Source organism: Buttiauxella izardii, from assembly GCF_003601925.1.
Lineage (GTDB): Bacteria > Pseudomonadota > Gammaproteobacteria > Enterobacterales > Enterobacteriaceae > Buttiauxella > Buttiauxella izardii.
This window is the reverse complement of sequence record NZ_QZWH01000052.1, coordinates 1-21,615: the sequence shown is the minus strand read 5'-3', so window position 1 is coordinate 21,615 and position 21,615 is coordinate 1. Positions and strand designations below refer to the sequence as shown.

The window sequence follows — 21,615 nt, the reverse complement described above, 5'->3', positions numbered from 1 at the left end:
ATTACTCAGTTACGACCTCGTTACCATTAACAAAGGTCTTGGTGATTTTAAAATTGCGGGTAAAGGTCGTCAGGTTGGCGACTTTCCCTGCTTCAATAGTGCCTAAATGCTGGTCTACGCCCATTGCGCGAGCAGGGTAGAGCGCAGCCATGCGCAACACTTCGTCTAATGCGATGCCAGCATGCTCAACCAGATTACGTACCCCTTCAATCATCGTCAGGGCAGAACCGCTCAGCGTACCGTTCTCATCTACACATAAACCGTCGCGGTAGTATATTGTTTTTCCAGCGAAAATGAACTCGTCGATATTTGCGCCTGCCGGAGCAGTGGCATCGGTCACGAGGCAAAGCTTATCGCCTTTAACCTTTTTCGCCGTACGAATGTTGGCATAGTCCACATGTAAACCATCGGCAATGATACCGCAGTAAACATCTGGCTCATCAAAAATTGCACCAGCAAGACCCGGTTCGCGGCCAGTAATGTATGGCATCGCGTTAAACAGGTGGGTGGCGAAGGTAATACCCGCACGGAAGCCAACTTTCGCTTCTTTTACGGTGGCATTGGAGTGCCCGGCAGAGACGATAATACCCGCCGCAACCAGTTTGGTAATGACTTCAGGCTCGACCATTTCTGGAGCCAGAGTGACTTTAGTGATTACATCTGCATTTTCGCACAGGAAATCGACCAGTTCAGCGTCTGGTTTACGCACGTAACTTGGGTTGTGCGTGCCTTTTTTCACCATGTTCAGCCATGGGCCTTCAAGATGCAGACCGAGCGCCTGGTGCTGATACTTCGCCAGGTATTCGCGCATCACTTTCACGCCTTGCTTCATCAGGTCATCGCTGGCGGTGATAAGTGTTGGCAGGTAGCTAGTACAGCCAGAACGCTCGTTGGCTTTCTGCATGATTTCCAGCGTTTCAACCGTTACCGCGTCAGCTGAATCGTTGAACTGCACACCACCACAACCATTCAACTGCACATCAATAAAACCGGGGGCGATGATTGCACCACCCACATCACGAGTCTCAATACCCGCTGGGAGATCTGAGCGCGGGCAAACGCGTTCAATCAGGCCGTTCGCGATAACAATCGCGTGATCATCAAGAATTTCATGGCCGGTATGAATCCGACCGTGAGTTAGTGCAAACATAGTTACCCCCGGTATACCCGTCATACTTCAAGTTGCAGGGGTGTTGGCTGCAACTCGAATTATTTAGGGTATAAGTTAGTATTTAAAGACCTTTGATATTTTCTGCTTCGAGCTCATTGAAGTACTTCAGCGTCTTCACTTTGAGTTCCATGGTGGACGGCTCATCACAAACAACCACTGCTTTAGGGTGCAGTTGCAGACAGCTAATGGTCCACATGTGATTCACGTTACCTTCCACAGCCGCTTGCAGCGCTTGCGCTTTCAAATGACCGAGAACCAAAATCATCACTTCTTCAGCGTCGAGCAGCGTGCCCACGCCTACGGTCAGTGCATATTTTGGAACCTGAGAAACATCACCATCAAAGAAACGGGAGTTTGCAACACGGGTGTCATGAGTCAGGGTTTTGATACGGGTACGAGAGGCCAGAGAAGAAGCCGGCTCGTTGAATGCGATATGACCGTCGTTGCCCACTCCACCCATGAACAGGTGAATTTTGCCGTATGAGCGAATTTTTTCTTCATAACGACGGCATTCTGCGTCAACATCCTCGGCGTTACCATTCAGCAGGTTGATGTTTTCTGCTGGGATATCAACGTGGTCAAAGAAATTGCGGTGCATAAAGGTGTGATAGCTTTCTGGATGCTCTTTTGGCAGGCCAACGTATTCATCCATATTAAAGGTGACGACGTTTTTAAAGCTAACCTGGCCCGCTTTGTGCATCTCTACCAGCGCTTTATACGCTTCAAGTGGAGTACCGCCAGTTGGCAGGCCCAGCAGGAAAGGACGATCTGCTGTCGGATTAAACGCATTGATACGCTTAACGATATGGCGTGCTGCCCATTTGCCAACTTGAGCTGGGGTAGCCAGGGGAATCAGTCTCATCATTCACCTCATAAGTTAATAGAAAACGTTATTAGAAAGATTGAATGTCCGAACCCTTTAAGGGTAACGCAGTTTCAAACTGGCGAAGACGGGATCAATCTGTCTTGATTTTTCGGATGATAAAATAAGTTTTAGTCGATAGCTAGCCAAAGGGGAGTGTAATAACAATATTTGGTGATTTTAATCACAAAAAAAGGGTGTTTAATTTGCGATACGAATTAATTTTTCACACACTCAGAAGGTTGGTGAATCTTCGCCATGCTTTCAAGGTTTGTTAAACAATAATAAAACTGCTTTGAACGAGCCTTAACGGGGTCTCATAGGGGGAATTAACGTGAGTATTCTAGGTTACATGCAAAAGGTTGGCCGCGCGCTTATGGTGCCGGTTGCCACATTACCCGCCGCAGCCATATTAATGGGTGTTGGCTACTGGATTGACCCGGTTAGCTGGGGTGGTGATAGCGCATTAGCAGCGTTACTCATCAAATCTGGTGCTGCTATTATCGACAATATGGGCGTTCTGTTTGCCATTGGTGTGGCTTATGGTATGTCCAAAGATAAAGATGGTGCTGCTGCACTAACCGGCTTTGTCGGTTTCCTGGTTTTAACAACGCTCTGCTCGCCAGCGGCTGTTGCCATGATCAAACACATTCCGGTCGATCAGGTTCCGTTTGCGTTCTCTAAAATCCAAAACCAATTTGTGGGTATCCTGGTGGGGATTATCTCCGCAGAGTTGTACAACCGCTTCAGCAGCGTCGAGTTGCCGAAAGCGTTGTCCTTCTTCAGCGGACGCCGCCTGGTTCCGATTATCACTTCCTTTGTGATGATTGCCGTTGCCTTCATCATGATGTTCATCTGGCCAGTTGTGTTTAGTGGCCTGGTTAACTTCGGTGAGCACATCCAGAAAATGGGTTCCGTTGGCGCAGGTGTTTATGCGTTCTTCAACCGTTTGCTGATTCCTGTTGGCCTGCACCACGCCCTGAACTCCGTGTTCTGGTTCGATGTTGCTGGTATCAACGACATTCCTAAATTCCTGGGCGGTGCTAAATCTATCGCTGAAGGTACAGGTATCGTTGGTATTACTGGTCGTTATCAGGCTGGTTTCTTCCCAATCATGATGTTCGGCCTTCCAGGTGCTGCACTGGCAATTTACCACTGCGCGCGTCCTGAAAATAAAGCCAAAGTATTGGGTATCATGATGGCGGGTGCATTTGCTGCCTTCTTTACTGGTATCACCGAACCGTTGGAATTCTCCTTCATGTTCGTGGCTCCAGTTCTGTATCTGATTCACGCAGTGCTGACCGGTATCTCCGTATTCATCGCGGCGAGCATGCACTGGATTGCTGGTTTCGGCTTCAGTGCGGGTCTGGTGGATATGGTGCTTTCAACCCGTAACCCACTGGCGACTCACTGGTACATGCTGATCCCACAAGGTCTCGTGTTCTTCGTGATTTACTATGTGGTCTTCCGTTTCACTATCAACAAATTCAATCTGTTGACTCCAGGTCGTGAACTGGCTGTTGCAGGTGATGAAGCTGATGGCCAGGACGTGAATGTCAGCACCAACGCGAATCAAGATGTATCCGAGCTTGCTCGTCAGTACATCGCAGCCGTTGGCGGTTCTGCTAACCTGACCGGTATTGATGCGTGTATCACTCGTCTGCGTCTGAACGTGAAAGACTCTTCATTGGTTAATGAAGCGTTGGCTAAACGTCTGGGTGCAACCGGTGTTATTCGTCTGAACAAAACCAGCGTACAAATCATCGTCGGCTTCGTGGCTGAGAAGATTGCGAACTCCATGAAAACTGCGGGCGACGTTGCTGCTGCTGCACCAGTTGCCGCCACTGCGAGCGCTGCGCCAGTTGCTGCTGCAAAACCGCAGGCTGTACCAAACGCGGTCACTATCGCGGCTCTGGTTTCACCAGTAACGGGTGATGTGGTTGCTCTGGAGCAGGTTCCAGACGAAGCCTTCGCCAGCAAAGCGGTAGGTGATGGTGTTGCGGTTAAGCCAACTGAAAAAACAGTTGTCGCGCCAGCTGCCGGTACTATCGTAAAAATCTTCAACACGAACCATGCGTTCTGTCTTGAAACCGAAAAAGGCGCTGAGATCGTTGTCCATATGGGCATTGATACTGTTGCACTGAACGGTCAGGGCTTTACTCGCCTGGTAGAAGAGGGTGCTGAAGTGGTTGCAGGCCAGCCGATTCTGGAAATGGATCTTGATTTCCTGAACGCTAATGCTCGCTCCATGATTAGCCCGGTTGTTTGCAGCAACATCGACGACTACAGCGGTCTGGTTATCCAGGCGCAAGGTTCAGTCGTTGCAGGCCAAACACCTCTGTACGAAATTAAAGGCAAATAATCGCTCCTGAGTCATAGATTGTGCCTTTAGCGGCTGGAGAATAATTCTCCAGCCGCTTTTTTATTCCCTCCCGTCACAGCCACGCCGATACCCTTATTTATGCAACTAAAGGTTGTTTCCGGCGCTTGCTTATAAGATCATGTGCCGATAACTAAAGTTTTTGCACAGAGGAACCCGCGATGAGTGAGGCAGAAGCCCGCCCAACTAACTTTATTCGCCAGATTATTGATGAAGATTTGGCCAATGGTAAGCACACCAGCATTTGCACCCGTTTCCCGCCAGAGCCAAACGGCTATCTGCATATCGGCCATGCAAAATCCATCTGCCTGAACTTTGGTATCGCACAAGATTATCAAGGCCAGTGCAACCTGCGTTTCGATGACACCAACCCGGTAAAAGAAGACATCGAATTCGTAGACTCCATCAAGCACGACGTTGAATGGCTAGGTTTCCATTGGTCGGGCAACGTGCGCTATTCCTCAGATTATTTCGACCAGCTGTTTAACTATGCGGTTGAGCTGATCAATAAAGGTCTGGCATATGTGGATGAGCTGACGCCGGAACAAATCCGTGAATATCGCGGCTCATTGACCGCTCCGGGTAAAAACAGCCCGTATCGTGACCGTACCGTTGAAGAAAACCTCGCGCTGTTTGAGAAAATGCGTAACGGTGAATTCGCCGAAGGGACTGCGTGCCTGCGTGCGAAAATCGACATGGCGTCGCCGTTCATCGTGATGCGCGATCCGGTCATCTATCGTATTAAGTTTGCCGATCACCACCAGACCGGCACCAAGTGGTGCATCTACCCGATGTACGACTTCACCCACTGCATTTCCGATGCGCTGGAAGGCATTACGCACTCCCTGTGTACGCTGGAATTCCAGGACAACCGTCGTCTGTACGACTGGGTGTTGGATAACATCACGATCCCTGCGCATCCGCGTCAGTACGAGTTTTCTCGCCTGAATCTCGAATACTCCATCATGTCTAAGCGTAAGCTGAACCAGCTGGTAACTGAGAAGGTTGTAGAGGGTTGGGATGACCCACGTATGCCAACTATTTCTGGTCTGCGTCGTCGTGGTTATACCGCGGCATCTATCCGCGAGTTTTGTAAGCGCATTGGTGTGACGAAGCAGGACAACACCGTTGAAATGGCGGCACTGGAATCTTGTATCCGTGACGACCTGAACGAAAACGCACCGCGCGCGATGGCTGTTCTGGATCCGGTAAAAGTGATCATCGAAAACTTCCCGCAAGGCGAAGTAGAAATGGTCACCATGCCTAACCATCCGAACAAACCAGAAATGGGTAGCCGTCAGGTGCCGTTTAGCCGTGAGATTTATATCGATCGCGCTGACTTCCGTGAAGAAGCCAACAAACAGTACAAACGCCTGGTGCTGGGTAAAGAAGTTCGCCTGCGCAATGCTTACGTGATCAAAGCCGATCGTGTTGAGAAAGATGAAGCAGGGAACATCACCGTGCTGCATTGCTCATACGATCCGGAAACATTAAGCAAAGACCCGGCAGATGGCCGTAAAGTGAAAGGCGTTATCCACTGGGTGAGTGCTGAACATGCTCTGCCAGTAGAAATTCGTCTTTACGACCGTCTGTTCAGTGTGGCAAACCCAGGGGCTGCAGAAGATTTCCTGGCAACGATTAACCCGGAATCACTGATTATCAAGCAAGGTTTTGTCGAACCAAGCCTGAAAAATGCTGAAATCAGCAAAGCCTATCAGTTCGAGCGCGAAGGTTATTTCTGCCTCGACAGCCGTTATACAACAGCGGATAAATTGGTATTTAACCGTACCGTCGGGCTGCGTGATACGTGGGCCAAAATGGGCGAATAACCGCCTGCATAGTAAGTCAATATCCGACAAAAACGCCGCAAATCGCGGCGTTTTTTTTCGCTTTATAATCATTCATTTAAACATTTCTTCACATTCGCGTTGCGAATTAATGTTATTTACCCTCTTTTCTGTCTCTTTTCCACGGTCAATCTAAGAACATAAAAAACTCTTGGTTTACGAATGTGAGCGCTCTCACCTGGAGTTTTATATTCCATTTTTCTTAAATGTTGGTCGAAAACTCTCAGAATGAGATTTGTTACAAATACTCATAAATTATGTGCTCTCTGTCATAATATCGGAATGAACTCTTACAAAGTCGTTGATAATTCGCGTCGCGAAAAATAGTCTTAAGGGCAGCAGTCATGCGGGCAAATATTCATAACCGCTTTAGCCGTTAGGCATTTTTACTTTTTTCGCTATATGACGTCTTTTAACGTCCAGCGATTATTAATTCGTCAAAGAGGAACTTTCTATGCGTACGTTTAGTGGCAAACGTAGTGCGCTGGCGCTTGCAATCGCAGGTGTTACGGCTCTTTCAGGATTAGTTGTTATCCCTCAGGCAACAGCAGCAGGTTTTATTGATGATTCAACACTGACCGGCGGCGTTTATTACTGGCAGCGTGAGCGTGACCGTAAAGACGTCACCACGGATAAATACGAAACTAACCTTGCGCACTCCACCTGGAACGCAAACCTGGACTTCCAGTCCGGTTATGCCGCTGACATGTTTGGTTTAGACGTTGCGGCCTTTACTGCTATCGAAATGGCAGAAAACGGCGACAGTGGTCACCCGAACGAAATCGCATTTTCCTCTTCTAACAAAGCTTACGACGAAGACTACTCCGGCGATAAGAGCGGTATCAGCCTTTATAAAGCAGCCGCTAAATTCAAATACGGCCCGGTTTGGGCGCGTGGCGGTTACATTCAGCCAACCGGTCAAACGCTGTTAGCCCCACACTGGAGCTTCATGCCGGGTACATACCAGGGCGCGGAAGCCGGGGCTAATTTTGACTACGGCGATTCTGGCGCGCTGAGCTTCTCCTACATGTGGACCAACGAGTATAAAGCTCCGTGGCACCTGGAAATGGACAAGTTCTATCAGAACGATAAAAACACCAAAGTTGAATACTTACATTCACTTGGCGCGAAATATGACTTTAAAAATGACCTGGTTCTCGAAGCCGCATTCGGCCAGGCCGAAGGTTATGTTGACCAGTACTTCACCAAAGCGAGCTATAAATTCGATATCGCTGGCAGCCCGTTAACTACCAGCTACCAGTTCTACGGCACGCGTGACAAAGTCTCCGACGGCAGCGTAAACGATCTGTATGACGGCACCGCATGGTTGCAGGCATTAACGCTGGGTTACAGAGTCGGCCAGGTTGACCTGCGCCTTGAAGGAACCATGGTTAAGGCTGATGGCCAACAGGGTTACTTCCTGCAACGTATGACCCCAACTTACGCATCGTCAAACGGTCGTCTTGATGTGTGGTGGGATAACCGCTCTGACTTCAACGCCAACGGCGAAAAAGCCGTATTCGCAGGTGCGATGTATGACCTGAGCAACTGGAATCTGGCAGGTTGGGCAGTGGGTGCTTCTTATGTTTATGCATGGGATGCTAAACCAAGCTCTAAGCCAACTACCGACGGTTACTACGATGCGGATAACCGCCTGAAAGAGTCTGCGTATAGCCTTGATGCGTTGTACACCGTTCAGGATGGCCGTGCGAAAGGTACTTTGTTCAAACTGCACTTCACTCAATACGACAACCATTCCGACATCCCAAGCTGGGGCGGTGGTTACGGCAACATCTTCCAGGATGAGCGTGACGTGAAATTCATCGTTATCGCACCATTCACCATCTTCTGATTTGATTCCGGGCGCTAAACACGCCCGGTTTTCTTAAGGATATCAAACATGAAAAAGGTCGTTCTGATTACGGTGATGGCGTTAGGTTTAAGTGCCTGTGCACAACAACAACCTAAAACGGCTCCGGAAGATACTAAATTAAAACAAGCATATAGCGCTTGTATTAACACCGCAGAAGGCAACCCGGATAAAATCCAGGCCTGCCAGAGTGTGTTAAATGTGTTAGGCCAGGAAAAAGAGCACCAGGAATTTGCCAAGAAAGAAACGGTGCGCACCCTGGATTACCAGAACTGCATCCAGGCAACTCGTACGGGTAATGACCAGGCGGTCAAAGCCAAGTGCGATAAAATCTGGCAAGAGATTCGTGCTAACAACAAATAGTCTTAGTGTTCAGGCAATAAAAAAACCGGTGAACTTCTTCACCGGTTTTTTTTACATCTGGCACCTGAATCAGATGCCAAAAGATGCGGATTACCTTTCGCTGATTTCGTGTGCGTTTTCGTCGGTACGGCAATCACCTTCAGCGCAATGACCGTAAAGGTACAGGCTGTGGTTAGTCAGACGAATGCCATGACGTGATGCGATTTCGCGCTGGCGGGCTTCGATTGAATCATCACTGAATTCAATAACTTTGCCGCAGTCCAGACAAATCAGGTGGTCATGGTGATGCTGCTGCGTCAGTTCGAACACGGATTTGCCGCCTTCGAAGTTATGACGAGTCACAATGCCTGCATCATCAAACTGGTTCAGTACACGATAAACGGTGGCGAGACCAATCTCTTCGCCCATATCAATCAGACGTTTATAGAGGTCTTCCGCACTGACGTGGTGATTCACCGGCCCCTGCAACACTTCAAGGATTTTTAATCGCGGAAGCGTGACTTTCAGGCCGGCCTTCTTTAATGCGGTATTATTGTCAGTCATGCGGAAATTGTCCTGTTGCTTAACGATTCGCTCGGACTCAGGGTGAGCGTTAAGATGAATGCGTCTCATTATAGAACTGCCACTTCTAAATGGGAACCGCAAGTATTATGCATAATCAAGCTAAAAAATGGCGGCTGAGTCGCGATTTGTTTGCCTTGCTAGCTATTTGATCAGGAGTTCATTGTACAGGGACAAACTGAAAAGTTAAAAATTTGTAGCAATTATTTTAATCGGAAATAACTATCAATGTGACGCAACTCATTTAACAGCTGCGTCACATCAAGAATCAGGCGTTGATAATGTCAGCCAGATTCAGTTCATCAGAAACTTGTTTGACCCATTTCTGAACACGTTCAGCGGTCAGTTCTGGCTGGCGATCTTCATCAATTGCCAGGCCGACAAAGTGGTCGTCGTCTGCCAGGCCTTTAGAGGCTTCAAAATGGTAGCCCGCCGTTGGCCAATGGCCGACGATTGCCGCACCGCGTGGTTCGATAATGTCGCGGATTGTGCCTAATGCGTCACAGAAGTATTCAGCGTAATCTTCCTGGTCGCCACAACCGAACAGCGCAACCAGTTTGCCATTAAAATCAACTTCTTCCAGCGTCGGGAAGAAATCATCCCAGTCGCACTGTGCTTCGCCGTAGTACCACGTTGGGATGCCGAGAAGCAGAATATCGAAGCCTTCCAGGTCTTCTTTGCTGCTCTTAGCAATGTCATGCACCTCAGCAACTTCCTTACCGAGCTGTTTTTGAATCATTTTCGCGATGTTTTCGGTGTTACCAGTGTCGCTGCCGAAAAAAATGCCTACGATTGCCATGAGTAAAATAACCTCTTGATACTTAATGGTATGGTGGCTGCTATTTGGCCACAGATAGGGCAATCATAGCAGAACACTTCGTGGTGCGGAAACTGCTATCGCCCCGGTGTGCACAGACTGCAACATCGCATAACAGGGCATAGCGCTAAAACTAACTAAGATGCTGCTTTAGTTGTGCGAGTAGTATCTCTTCAATCAGCTCACTACGACTGATATTGCGCGCTTCAGCCAGTTGGTTGAGAGCATCTACCGCCTCATTATTGAGCTTTAGCTCCACTCGCTTCAGGCCGCGTACTTTATCGCGCTTAAGCTGATTGCGTTTGTTGATACGCAACTGCTCATCACGCGTTAGCGGATTTGTTTTTGGTCGCCCCGGGCGACGCTCGTCCGCGAACAGATCTAATGTAGTACGGTCCGTTTGTTCTTTTGCCATGATTAGACTACTGACAGGGAATTCAGGTGGCACGGAGCGGGGTGCTCTGGCGCAATTTAGCGCGCAATCATACATCAGCATGGCTTGCGCGCCAACGCGTTAGCCGCAACTTGCGGCCAGTCGGTTTGTTTTTAATCAGTTTGCTGTGGATTCGTCGATAAAACGATGGATAGCGCGCAAAACAGCATCAGGTTTTTCGGCATGAACCCAGTGACCGGCACCGGCCACCACGTGCGCACGCGCTTGCGGGAACTGGGAAAGTAGCTGTTCGCGGTGTGATTCATCAACATAAGGCGACGCGCCGCCACGGATAAACAGTGCAGGCTCGTTCCACGCCGGGATGTTTTCCCAGCCGACAATATTCTCATATTGCTCCCACAGCACCGGCACGTTGAATTTCCATTCTCCATCGGCAAAGGATTTCAACAAGAACTGAATCACGCCTTCTTCATTTAAATGCTCGCGCATAATCACTGCGGCTTGTTGGCGCGTTTTCGCATTTGCGGCGCTCACTGCATTTATCGCGGCGAAAATCTCATCGTGACGACGCACTTGATAATCCACCGGCGCGATATCAATCAACACCAGTTTATCGATACGTTCAGGAGCAATAGCCGTCAACGCCATTGCCACTTTTCCACCCATAGAGTGGCCGATAATAATAGCTTTCTGAAAACCATACTCATCGAGCGTTTCGACGACGTCTTGCGCCATCGCAGCGTAATTCATCTCATCACTTCGCGGCGATAAGCCGTGGTTGCGAAGATCGATTTGCAGCAGATCATGATCCTGCCCAAGATCCCGGGCGAGTACGCCGAGGTTATCAAGGCTACCAAAAAGACCGTGAATAAGGACGATGGGGGAATAACTAGTCAATTGTTGCGCAGTTTGCAGGCGTGCATTCAATTTCATGGCAAAGTTCTTTTTTTTTTACTTCGTAGGGTTAGGGTATTATAACGGCATTCTGCCACAGTCGGCATTCTCCCGCAGTGCCGCAAACATTCAGTCTAGTCTGACTTTGTGGTGTAACAAAAGTTTGGCGCTACCCGAGGTTGGGATTTTTCCATATAATCCCAACAACTTGTATTCAGAAAAGATATCGCACTGGATTAAGATGAAAACAATTGAAGTTGATGACGAGCTCTATCGCTATATTGCCAGCCACACGCAGCACATTGGTGAGAGCGCGTCCGACATTTTACGGCGCATGTTGAAATTTACCGCCGGTCAAACTCCTGCTACCTCAGCAACTACCGGCCAGACAGCTCCTGCTGCTGCGGCTCCGGAAGCTAAACCCGCCAACAAAGCGCGTGACCGTGTTCGTGCGGTGCGTGAGTTGCTGCTATCCGATGAATATGCAGAGCAAAAGAAAGCGGTTAACCGTTTCATGATGGTGCTTTCCACTCTGTATACCTTAGATGCTCATGCTTTTGGTGAAGCGACCGAATCGCTGCACGGTCGCACCCGTGTCTATTTTGCAGGTAACGAGCAAACGCTGCTGCAAAACGGCAACCAGACCAAACCGAAGCATGTTCCAGGAACGCCATACTGGGTCATTACCAACACCAATACGGGTCGTAAATGCAGCATGATCGAACACATCATGCAATCAATGCAATTCCCGGCGGAATTGATTGAAAAGGTTTGCGGCACAATCTAACACCTCGCGTCAGAAGGAAAGGCCAATGGCTAACCACCCTCGTGCAGGACAACCAGCACAACAGAGCGATTTGATTAACGTAGCCCAACTGACAGCTCAGTATTACGTGCTGAAGCCAGAAGTGGGGAATAGCGAACACGCGGTGAAATTCGGTACATCCGGCCACCGTGGCGGTGCGGCACGTCATAGTTTCAACGAACCTCACATTCTGGCGATTGCTCAGGCGATTGCTGAAGAACGTGCAAAAAATGGCATTACCGGACCGTGCTACGTTGGCAAAGATACCCACGCGTTATCTGAACCTGCGTTTATCTCCGTGCTGGAAGTTCTTGCTGCAAACGGTGTGGATGTCATTGTGCAGGAAGCGAATGGCTACACGCCAACGCCTGCCATTTCCCACGCGATTCTGACGCATAACAAAACAGGTGGCGCACAGGCCGATGGTATCGTCATCACGCCTTCGCACAACCCGCCAGATGACGGCGGTATCAAATACAATCCACCAAATGGTGGCCCGGCTGATACCAACGTCACCAAAGTAGTTGAAGATCGTGCCAACGCGCTGTTGGCTGCGGGCCTGAAAGAAGTCAAACGTCTGTCTCTTGATCAAGCATGGGTCAGCGGCCACATCCAGCAACAAGATCTGGTGCAGCCGTTTATTGAAGGGCTGGTGGATATCGTTGATATGGCCGCCATCCAGAAATCAGGCCTGAAACTGGGCGTTGATCCGCTCGGTGGCTCCGGCATCGAATACTGGCAGCGCATCGCCAAACATTACAACCTTGATCTGACCATCGTTAACGATCACGTCGATCAAACCTTCCGCTTTATGCATCTCGACAAAGACGGCGCGATCCGTATGGATTGCTCCTCCGAATGTGCGATGGGCGGATTGCTGGCGCTGCGTGACAAATTCGACCTGGCGTTTGCCAATGACCCGGATTACGACCGCCACGGTATCGTCACGCCAGCGGGCCTGATGAACCCGAACCATTACCTTGCCGTCGCGATTAACTACCTGTTCCAGCATCGCCCGCAGTGGGGCAAAGATGTTGCGGTCGGTAAAACTCTGGTGTCATCCGCGATGATTGACCGCGTGGTCAACGATTTGGGCCGCAAACTGGTCGAAGTCCCGGTCGGTTTCAAATGGTTTGTTGATGGTCTGTTTGACGGCAGCTTCGGTTTTGGCGGCGAAGAGAGCGCCGGGGCATCGTTCCTGCGTTTCGACGGCACACCGTGGTCCACCGATAAAGACGGCATCATCATGTGCCTGCTGGCCGCAGAAATTACCGCAGTAACCGGTAAAAACCCGCAGCAGCATTATGACGAACTGGCTGCCCGTTTCGGCGCACCAAGCTACAACCGTCTGCAAGCTTCTGCTACTTCTGCGCAGAAAGCGGCGCTGTCTAAACTCTCCCCAGAAATGGTGAGCGCCAGCACTCTGGCGGGCGACCCGATTACCGCTCGTTTAACAGCGGCACCGGGCAATGGCGCATCCATCGGCGGCCTGAAAGTGATGACTGAAAACGGCTGGTTTGCGGCGCGTCCTTCCGGTACGGAAGATGCGTACAAAATCTATTGCGAAAGTTTCTTAGGCGCTGAGCATCGCCAGCAAATTGAGAAAGAAGCGGTAGAGATTGTCAGCGAAGTGCTGAAAAACGCGAAGTAATTCGCAAAAGTGAAAAAGCGCCGCAAGGCGCTTTTTTTATGTGTCGGATCTACAACATAAACCGATAACCAATCCCCGTTTCTGTCAACAAATGCGCCGGGCGCGCCGGATCGTTTTCCAACTTCTGCCGCAAATGCCCCATATAAATCCGCAAATAATGGCTGTGTTCCACCGCATTCGGCCCCCAAACCTGGTTCAGCAACTGACGCTGGGTCAGCACTTTTCCATGGTTATTGATAAGCGTAGCGAGCAGGCGAAACTCAATCGGCGTGAGATGAATCTCCGCACCATCGCGGGTAATACGGCGGCTCGCCAGATCCACACTGATATTTGAAAACTGATAAACCGGATCGGGTTGTGCAAGGCTTGCATGGCGGCGCAAAACCACGCGCAAACGCGCTTGCAGCTCGCCAATGCCAAACGGCTTGCTGAGATAGTCATCGGCTCCGGCATCCAGCGCGTCAATCTTAACTTGTTCATCACTGCGCGCGGAAAGCACCACAATCGGCGTCTGGCTCCACTGGCGGAAATCACGGATAAAATCAATCCCGTCGCCATCGGGCAAACCGAGGTCGAGAATCACTAAATCCGGTTTGCGAGTGGCGGCTTCAAGCAAGCCGCGTTGCAGCGTTTCCGCTTCATGCACGCGTAACGATTCCGCTTCCAGCGCGGTGCGCAAGAAACGGCGAATCTCTTTTTCGTCTTCAACGATCAGAACCGATATCACAATGCCTCGTTCATTTCAGCCAGTTCAGGCGGTGGGGGAAGAGGTAAAATAACATGGAAACTGGCGCCGCCCTCCGCTCGATTAGCCGCAATAATTTTACCGTCGTGGACTTCAACAATCGCCTGGCAAATTGCCAATCCTAAACCCACGCCAGGAATGGCCGACTCTTTATTACCCCGTGAAAATTTATCAAAAATCTTTTGTTCCTGGCCCGCAGGAATTCCGGGGCCGCTGTCCCAGACTTCCAGATCCAGTTTATCAGCCGAAGCCTGCGCGCGAATGCCAATCTCCGCCTTAAACCCGGCGTATTTCACGGCATTCTCCAGCAGGTTTATCAGCACTCGCTCAAACAGAGGGCCATCAACATGAATCAGCAACAGCGGGTCTGGCAACGCCAAAGCAATATGCCGCCCACCGAGTCCTGGCTCCAGCATTTTTAACGCGCTGCCGACTACTTCTTCCAGCGTCAGCCACTCTTTGCGCAGGTTAAATCCGCCAGACTGAATCCGCGCCATATCCAGCAAATTATTCACCAGGCGCGTGGTATTCAGCACATGTTGGCGAATGTCGTTGGCCTGCGGGGCGTGTTTCGACCCTTCGGAAGCCAGATCGAGCGTAAGAATTTCTGCCTGTCCAAATAGCACCGTTAGCGGCGTGCGCAAATCATGCGAAAGGGCGGCGAGCAGCGAGTTACGAATTTGCTCACGTTCGCTGGAAAGCCGCGCCTGTTCTTCGCTGGCTGTCAGCAACAATCTTTCCAGCGCCGTAGCCGTCAGCAGCGTGAAGGTTTCCAGCAAGCGTTGCTGCTCGGGAATCATTAACTGGCGCAAATTATTCGGCTCGACGATTAACAACCCCAGTGTTTTTTCCGGCGTTTTCAGCGGCAGAATTTGATACGGCACGCCGGGCAAGGTATCCGTCCCGGCCCCGGCGGGTTGGCCTTTATCAAAACTCCAGCGGGCAATGGCTTCGTCCCAGTTTTGTGGCTCACTTTGCCCGTTGGCGCGGGTCAAAACGCCACTCTCATCGGGCAGCAAAAGCTGTGCACGGGCGTGAAAACCGTTTTTGATAAACAGCTCGCTGGTGGCGGCAATATCCTTTGGCGTGCGTTCGGCGGCGAGGGCTTTCGACATCTCATAAAGATGGCGCGTGCGTTGCTCGCGATAACGGGCGATGCGCGCCTGATAGCGCACGCCCGCCGTTAAATTCCCGATAACCAGCCCAACGGTCAGCATCACCGCGAAGGTGAGCAAATACTGAATATCCGAAACCGCTAGCGTGCCGTGCGGAGCAATAAAGAATAAATCAAAACTCAGCACGCTAATCACCGTCGCCAGCACCGAAGGCCAGCGACCGTAAAACAGCGCCACAATCACCACGCCCAATAAATAGAGCATGACGAGGTTGGCGGCATCAAAACCCATTAGCCATTGATTAGCGATAAACGTTGTCACCGCACAAAGCGCGACGGCGACACCGCAGCCGCGAAGCTGCACACGCCATTTTTCGCCAAAGCTACGGGTGTCTTGTGCGGAGGAAGAAACTGCGACGGGTTTGTCGTCCAGCGCCACAATCACCAAATCCAGGTCTGGGGCGCGGCGGGCGAGTTTGTCGGCAAAAGATTCACGGCTGAACCAGCGTTTATGGCTACGGCGACCGATAATAATCTTCCCGAGATTATGCTCGCGAGCGTAACGCAAAATCGCTTTATCTTCCGCCGGGTCGGCAAGCGTGGTGGTTTCTGCACCCAGTTCTTGCGCCAGACGAAGCGAGGCTAAAATCGCCCGGCGTTGATGTTCCGGTAAGCGGTGCAGTTGAGGCGTTTCGACATAAACCGCATGCCAGACGCTGCCTAATTTTGCCGCCAGCCGGGCGGCGGTGCGCACCAGCTTTTCGTTGCCGGAACTGTGGCCGATGCACAGCAAAATGGCGTCTCGCGTGTGCCAGACTTTTTCCTCGCCCTGGTTATCGCGCCAGGCGCGCATTTGGTCGTCCACGCGGTCGGCGGTGCGGCGCAGCGCCAGTTCGCGCAGGGCAATCAAATTCCCTTTACGGAAAAAGTGTTCGATGGCGCGTTCGGCCTGGCCGGCGATATACACTTTCCCTTCGTGCAGGCGCTGGCGTAAATCATCCGGCGGCAGGTCGACCAGCACGATTTCATCGGCGGCATCAAAAATCGGGTCGGGCACCGTTTCCCGCACCTGGATCCCGGTTACGCCGCCAACAATATCGTTCAGGCTTTCAAGATGCTGCACGTTGACGGTGGTAAACACGTCGATTCCGGCGTCGAGCAACTCTTCCACATCTTGCCAGCGTTTCGGGTGGCGTGAACCGGGCGCGTTACTGTGCGCTAGTTCGTCCATCAAAATCAGTGCCGGATTGCGGGCCAGCGCCGCGTCGAGGTCAAATTCCTGCACCCAACGCCCACGATGATGAATCCGCTTTGCAGGCAGAATATTCAGCCCATCCAGCAACACGGCTGTCTCTTTACGACCGTGCGTTTCTACTACGCCAGTCAGGATATTCAGCCCCTGCGCCCGCAGGCGCTGCGCCTCCTGAAGCATGGCGAAAGTTTTCCCCACGCCTGCACACGCGCCGAAGAAAATCTTTAACTTGCCGCGCGACGGGCGGTTGACCTGCTCCAGCAATTTATCTGGATTGGGGCGCAGCGGTTCCTGCGACATAACAGCTCCTTTTTCATGCGACGAAATGCAGTTGTAGGTCGTACAGCAGCGTCATCCGACATTTTTTATGGCGCCTGGAGAGCATCCAGCGCCAGGTTAACCCGCAATACATTCACCACTGGTTTCCCGATAAAACCGACCAACGGCTGCGTGGTATTTTCAGCGACCAAACGCGCCACTTGTTCAACGGGCAAATTGCGCACCTGGGCAATGCGCGGAATTTGCCACGCTGCGGCTTCCGGTGAAATTTGCCCGTCCAGGCCGCTGGCTGAGGTGGTCAACAGTTCAACGGGAACCGCCGGGTTGGCTTGCGGATTCGCCGCTCGCAATGCCGCCACCCGTTCGGTAATTTGTTTATCCAACTCAGGATTGCTCCCGGCTAAATTGCTGCCGCCAGAGGCCATTGGATTATAAGGTGTTTCGGCGGTGGCAGAAGGGCGGCCCTGCAAATACTTCGCATCGGTAAAATTCTGCCCAATCAGGCTTGAGCCGATCACCACTTTGTCTTTAAAAATCAGCGAGCCGTTGGCTTGCGCCGGGAACCACCATTGGCCCAAAAGCGTGGTCAAAAACGGGTAAAGTCCGCCCGTAATCAGAGTCAGTAAAATCAGTAAAAGTATAGCGGGGCGTAAAGTAGTCATTTGTTTTTCCTCTTAAACCAGTCCGCAAACCGTTAAGAACAGATCGATAGCTTTAATACCAATGAACGGCACGATTAAACCGCCGAGGCCGTAAATCCACAGGTTGCGGCGCAACATGGCGGCGGCGCTCAGCGGTTTGTAGCTCACGCCGCGTAATGCCAGCGGAATCAAAAAGATGATGATCAGCGCGTTGAAAATCACCGCACTTAAAATCGCCGAAGCAGGGGAGTGCAGATGCATCACATTCAACGCATTCAACTGCGGATACGTCGCGGCAAAGGCGGCGGGGATAATGGCGAAATACTTCGCCACATCGTTGGCAATACTGAATGTGGTCAGCGAGCCACGGGTCATCAGCATCTGTTTGCCGATATGCACCACTTCAATCAGCTTGGTCGGGTTGGAGTCTAAATCCACCATGTTGCCCGCTTCTTTCGCGGCTTGCGTCCCCGAGTTCATTGCCACCGCTACGTCGGCTTGCGCTAAAGCCGGCGCATCGTTGGTGCCATCGCCGGTCATCGCCACTAAGCGCCCCTCGGCCTGATACTGGCGAATGAGCGCCAGTTTGGCTTCCGGTGTCGCTTCTGCCAGAAAATCATCAACGCCCGCTTCAGCGGCAATCGCGGCAGCGGTCAGGCGGTTGTCGCCGGTGATCATCACCGTTTTAATCCCCATCTGGCGCAACTGGGCGAAACGTTCTTTGATGCCGCCTTTTACGATGTCTTTCAGCGCAATCACGCCGAGCACATTCGCGCCCTCCGCGACCACCAGCGGCGTGCCGCCAGACCGGGCAACGCCTTCAACGAGCGTATCAACCTGTGGCGGGAAATGGCCGCCGTTGGCTTCAACGTGGCGGCGAATCGCATCCACCGATCCTTTGCGAATCATACGATCCTGGATATCGATGCCGCTCATACGCGTTTGCGCGGTAAACGGCACAAAAGTGGCATGCAGGTTTTGCACATCACGTTCGCGCAAGTTAAAGCGCTGTTTCGCCAGCACCACAATGCTGCGGCCTTCTGGCGTTTCATCGGCAAGCGACGAAAGCTGCGCCGCATCGGCCAGGGTTTTTTCATCAATACCGGGCGCTGGCAGGAAATCGGATGCCTGGCGGTTGCCAAGCGTGATGGTGCCGGTTTTATCCAGCAGCAAAACATCCACGTCGCCAGCCGCTTCGACGGCACGGCCGCTGGTGGCAATCACGTTTGCACCCAACATGCGGCTCATGCCCGCCACGCCAATGGCTGAAAGCAGCCCGCCAATTGTGGTCGGAATCAAGCAAACCAGCAGGGCAATCAGCACCGTGACGCTCACCGCCACGCCGCCATACTGCGAGAACGGCCACAGCGTGGTGGTTGCCAGTAAAAACACGATGGTCAGCGCCACCAGTAAAATCGTCAGCGCGATTTCGTTCGGTGTTTTACGGCGCTGCGCGCTTTCGACCATCGCAATCATGCGGTCAAGGAACGTCTCACCTGGGTTGACGCTGCACTGAATCACCAGCCAGTCGGAAAGAATACGAGTACCGCCCGTGACGGAAGCAAAGTCGCCGCCGGACTCGCGAATCACCGGCGCGGATTCGCCGGTAATCGCGCTTTCATCTACCGACGCGCCGCCTTCCAGCACTTCGCCATCGCACGGGATGATATCCCCCGCTTCGACCAGCACGATGTCGCCTTTACGCAAATCGGCGGCGGGGATGTGGTCGATTTGTGCGTCGTGATGCGGGGCGCGTAACTTGCGTGCAAAACTGGTTTTCTTCACGCCTTTCAAGCTGTTGGCTTGCGCTTTGCTGCGGCCTTCAGCCAGCGCTTCGGCAAAGTTGGCGAACAGCACCGTAAACCATAACCACACGCTGATGGCGGCGGTGAATGGCGCATCGCCCGGCAAAGAACCGTGAAACATGGCAATCGCCAACGCGGTGGTCATCACACTGCCGACCCACACGATAAACATCACCGGGTTGCGCCATTGCACTTGTGGTGTGAGTTTTTTAAAGGAATCTATTAACGCCTGACGAATTAGCGACGGTTCAAATAGCGCCTGTTGCTTGCGACTCATGGAAGCCTCTTAATCACAAATTCACAAAGGAAAGGTGTTCCGCAACCGGGCCTAAAGCGAGGGCGGGAATAAAGGTCAGCGCGCCGACTAACAGCACGGTGCCAATCAGCAAGCCGATAAACAGCGGGCCGTGAGTGGGCAACGTACCGACGCCTGCGGCCTGTGATTTTTTAGTGACCAGCGAGCCAGCAATCGCCATCACCGGGATAATCACCGCAAAGCGTCCGAACCACATACACACCGCCAGCAGCACGTTCCAGAAAGGGGTATTGGCGCTTAACCCGGCGAACGCGCTGCCGTTGTTATTGGCGGCAGACGACACGGCATAAAGCACTTCGCTAAAGCCGTGAATGCCAGGGTTAAGCATTCCGCTGCGACCCGCCTCGGTCATCATTGCCAGCGCGGTGCCGAGCAGCACCAGCGTTGGCGTCACCAGAATCGCCATCGCGGTCATTTTCATTTCCGCCACGTCGATTTTTTTACCGAGATATTCCGGCGTGCGGCCAATCATCAACCCGGCGATAAACACCGTCAGCAACACGAACAGCAGCATGCCGTACAGGCCAGAACCCACGCCGCCGAATACCACTTCACCAATCTGCATCAGCCACATTGGGATCATGCCGCCGAGTGCGGTAAAGGAGTCATGCATCGCGTTGACCGCACCACAAGATGCGGCGGTAGTAATCACCGAAAACAGGCTGCTGACCAGAATGCCGAAGCGGCTCTCTTTGCCTTCCATATTGATATTGCTGTCAGCGCCAAGCTGCATGAAATGCGGGTTTCCGCTGGTTTCAGCCCACATCACAACGACCACGCAGATAACAAAAATCACGCCCATCGCCCATAAAATGGCGCGGCCCTGGCGCTTGTCGCTGACGGTTTCACCGAACGCAAAACACAGCGCGGTGGGGATCAAAAAGATCGCCAGCATCTGCACAAAGTTGGTCAGCGCAGTCGGGTTCTCGAACGGGTGAGAGGAGTTGGCATTAAAGAAGCCGCCGCCGTTGGTGCCGAGCATTTTGATCGCCTCTTGCGAAGCGACCGGCCCCATCGGCAACATTTGATGCACGCCTTCAAGCGAGGTAAATGGCTGATACGCCGCGACGTTCTGCAATGTGCCCTGGCTGATGAAGAACAGCGCAATCAGCAGGGAAATCGGCAGCAGGATGTAAAGCGTGATGCGTGTTAAATCGACCCAGGCGTTCCCCAATGTGGTCGCGCTGTGACGGGAAAATGCGCGAATCAATGCAAATACCACCGCAATACCGGTTGCCGCAGACAAGAAGTTTTGCACCGTCAAACCGACCATCTGGCTGAAATAGCTCAGCGTGGTTTCGCCGCTATAAGACTGCCAGTTCGTGTTAGAAACAAAACTCACGGCGGTGTTTAACGCCAGATGCCAGGAAAGGCCCGGTAGCTGTTGCGGGTTAAGCGGCAAACTCCCTTGCGTTAATAAGATGACGAACAGCAGCAATAAACCTAACCCGTTAAAAGCCAGGATCGCGGCCAGATAACGCTTCCAGCTCATTTCCTGGGTGGTTTCGGTTCCCAAAACATTCAGCAGCAGCGAATCCATTTTCCCGACAACGGGCAACGGTTCGCCATCAATTAAGCGCGCCAGCACGCTTCCCAACGGTTTCGCCAGCGCAAAAAGCACCAGCAAGAAACTGGCGATCAGTAAAAATGCGGAGGCGGCCATCAGAATGCCTCCGCATTGATCAGGGCATAAATTAAATAGCCCAACAGCATGAATACCAGCACTACTCCGACGATCAGTCCTGCACTCACAATCCACCTCCGCGTGCCCTTCATACTTCGATTTGCAGGTGTGTTGGCTGCTCTCGCTCACCCGAATCACTTACTTGAGTAAGCTCATCGGGATTC

At 51.9% G+C, this 21,615-nt stretch carries 18 protein-coding genes; 6 read left to right on the top strand and 12 right to left on the bottom strand.

Annotation, left to right across the window (positions count from 1 at the left end; all coding sequences use genetic code 11):
- Position 1: 1 nt before the first annotated feature.
- Positions 2-1,150 (bottom strand): N-acetylglucosamine-6-phosphate deacetylase, encoded by a 1,149-nt coding sequence (gene nagA / locus D6029_RS19180; protein ID WP_120066312.1) that lies wholly within the window; start codon positions 1,148-1,150, stop codon positions 2-4.
- Between the two features lie 82 nt (positions 1,151-1,232).
- Positions 1,233-2,033 (bottom strand): glucosamine-6-phosphate deaminase, encoded by an 801-nt coding sequence (gene nagB / locus D6029_RS19175; protein ID WP_120066311.1) that lies wholly within the window; start codon positions 2,031-2,033, stop codon positions 1,233-1,235.
- 334 nt (positions 2,034-2,367) lie between these two features.
- Between nagB and nagE the strand changes: the two genes are divergently transcribed.
- The 4 genes from nagE (at position 2,368) to chiQ (ending at position 8,493) form a co-directional block, all read left to right on the top strand.
- The gene (gene nagE / locus D6029_RS19170; protein WP_120066310.1) at positions 2,368-4,395 is read left to right on the top strand and encodes an N-acetylglucosamine-specific PTS transporter subunit IIBC; all 2,028 of its coding nucleotides are present in this window, start codon (positions 2,368-2,370) and stop codon (positions 4,393-4,395) included.
- Positions 4,396-4,574: 179 nt separating this feature from the next.
- Positions 4,575-6,242 (top strand): glutamine--tRNA ligase, encoded by a 1,668-nt coding sequence (gene glnS, locus D6029_RS19165; protein WP_120066309.1) that lies wholly within the window; start codon positions 4,575-4,577, stop codon positions 6,240-6,242.
- 472 nt (positions 6,243-6,714) lie between these two features.
- A complete protein-coding gene (gene chiP / locus D6029_RS19160; protein WP_120066308.1) occupies positions 6,715-8,112 on the top strand; it encodes a chitoporin ChiP in 1,398 nt (465 codons plus the stop codon).
- A gap of 48 nt (positions 8,113-8,160) precedes the next feature.
- Entirely contained in the window at positions 8,161-8,493 is a 333-nt protein-coding gene (chiQ, locus tag D6029_RS19155; protein WP_120066307.1) for a ChiQ/YbfN family lipoprotein, read from the top strand.
- Positions 8,494-8,583: 90 nt separating this feature from the next.
- Here the strand turns inward: chiQ and fur are convergent, their stop codons facing one another.
- The 4 genes from fur to ybfF form a co-directional block, all read right to left on the bottom strand.
- A complete protein-coding gene (fur, locus tag D6029_RS19150) occupies positions 8,584-9,036 on the bottom strand; it encodes a ferric iron uptake transcriptional regulator (RefSeq protein WP_115630127.1) in 453 nt (150 codons plus the stop codon).
- A 286-nt stretch (positions 9,037-9,322) separates the two neighbouring features.
- Positions 9,323-9,853, bottom strand: a complete 531-nt coding sequence (gene fldA / locus D6029_RS19145; protein ID WP_034494043.1) for a flavodoxin FldA — start codon at positions 9,851-9,853, stop codon at positions 9,323-9,325.
- Positions 9,854-10,004: 151 nt separating this feature from the next.
- Complete coding sequence (gene ybfE, locus D6029_RS19140; RefSeq protein WP_120066306.1) at positions 10,005-10,286, bottom strand: LexA regulated protein; 282 nt, start codon at positions 10,284-10,286, stop codon at positions 10,005-10,007.
- A gap of 135 nt (positions 10,287-10,421) precedes the next feature.
- The gene (ybfF, locus tag D6029_RS19135; RefSeq protein ID WP_120066305.1) at positions 10,422-11,198 is read right to left on the bottom strand and encodes an esterase; all 777 of its coding nucleotides are present in this window, start codon (positions 11,196-11,198) and stop codon (positions 10,422-10,424) included.
- 202 nt (positions 11,199-11,400) lie between these two features.
- Between ybfF and seqA the strand changes: the two genes are divergently transcribed.
- Positions 11,401-11,946, top strand: coding sequence for a replication initiation negative regulator SeqA (seqA, locus tag D6029_RS19130; protein WP_120066304.1), 546 nt, complete (start codon positions 11,401-11,403; stop codon positions 11,944-11,946).
- Between the two features lie 25 nt (positions 11,947-11,971).
- Positions 11,972-13,615, top strand: a complete 1,644-nt coding sequence (pgm, locus tag D6029_RS19125; protein ID WP_120066303.1) for a phosphoglucomutase (alpha-D-glucose-1,6-bisphosphate-dependent) — start codon at positions 11,972-11,974, stop codon at positions 13,613-13,615.
- Between the two features lie 49 nt (positions 13,616-13,664).
- Here pgm and kdpE read toward each other — a convergent pair whose 3' ends face one another.
- From kdpE to kdpF, 6 genes are all read right to left on the bottom strand, one after another.
- Positions 13,665-14,342 (bottom strand): two-component system response regulator KdpE, encoded by a 678-nt coding sequence (gene kdpE / locus D6029_RS19120; protein ID WP_120066302.1) that lies wholly within the window; start codon positions 14,340-14,342, stop codon positions 13,665-13,667.
- Positions 14,339-17,026, bottom strand: a complete 2,688-nt coding sequence (kdpD, locus tag D6029_RS19115) for a two-component system sensor histidine kinase KdpD (protein ID WP_120066301.1) — start codon at positions 17,024-17,026, stop codon at positions 14,339-14,341. The genes kdpE and kdpD overlap by 4 nt, the downstream gene beginning before the upstream one ends.
- 65 nt (positions 17,027-17,091) lie before the next feature.
- On the bottom strand, positions 17,092-17,667 hold the full coding sequence (gene kdpC / locus D6029_RS19110; protein ID WP_120066300.1) for a potassium-transporting ATPase subunit KdpC: 576 nt from the start codon (positions 17,665-17,667) through the stop codon (positions 17,092-17,094).
- A 12-nt stretch (positions 17,668-17,679) separates the two neighbouring features.
- A complete protein-coding gene (gene kdpB / locus D6029_RS19105; protein WP_120066299.1) occupies positions 17,680-19,728 on the bottom strand; it encodes a potassium-transporting ATPase subunit KdpB in 2,049 nt (682 codons plus the stop codon).
- A gap of 13 nt (positions 19,729-19,741) precedes the next feature.
- Positions 19,742-21,430, bottom strand: coding sequence for a potassium-transporting ATPase subunit KdpA (gene kdpA / locus D6029_RS19100; protein WP_120066298.1), 1,689 nt, complete (start codon positions 21,428-21,430; stop codon positions 19,742-19,744).
- Positions 21,430-21,519 carry a K(+)-transporting ATPase subunit F gene (gene kdpF / locus D6029_RS19095; RefSeq protein ID WP_120066070.1) on the bottom strand — a complete coding sequence of 30 codons (90 nt, stop codon included), beginning with the start codon at positions 21,517-21,519 and terminating at the stop codon, positions 21,430-21,432. Before kdpF ends, kdpA begins: the two co-directional genes overlap by 1 nt.
- Positions 21,520-21,615: the final 96 nt, after the last annotated feature.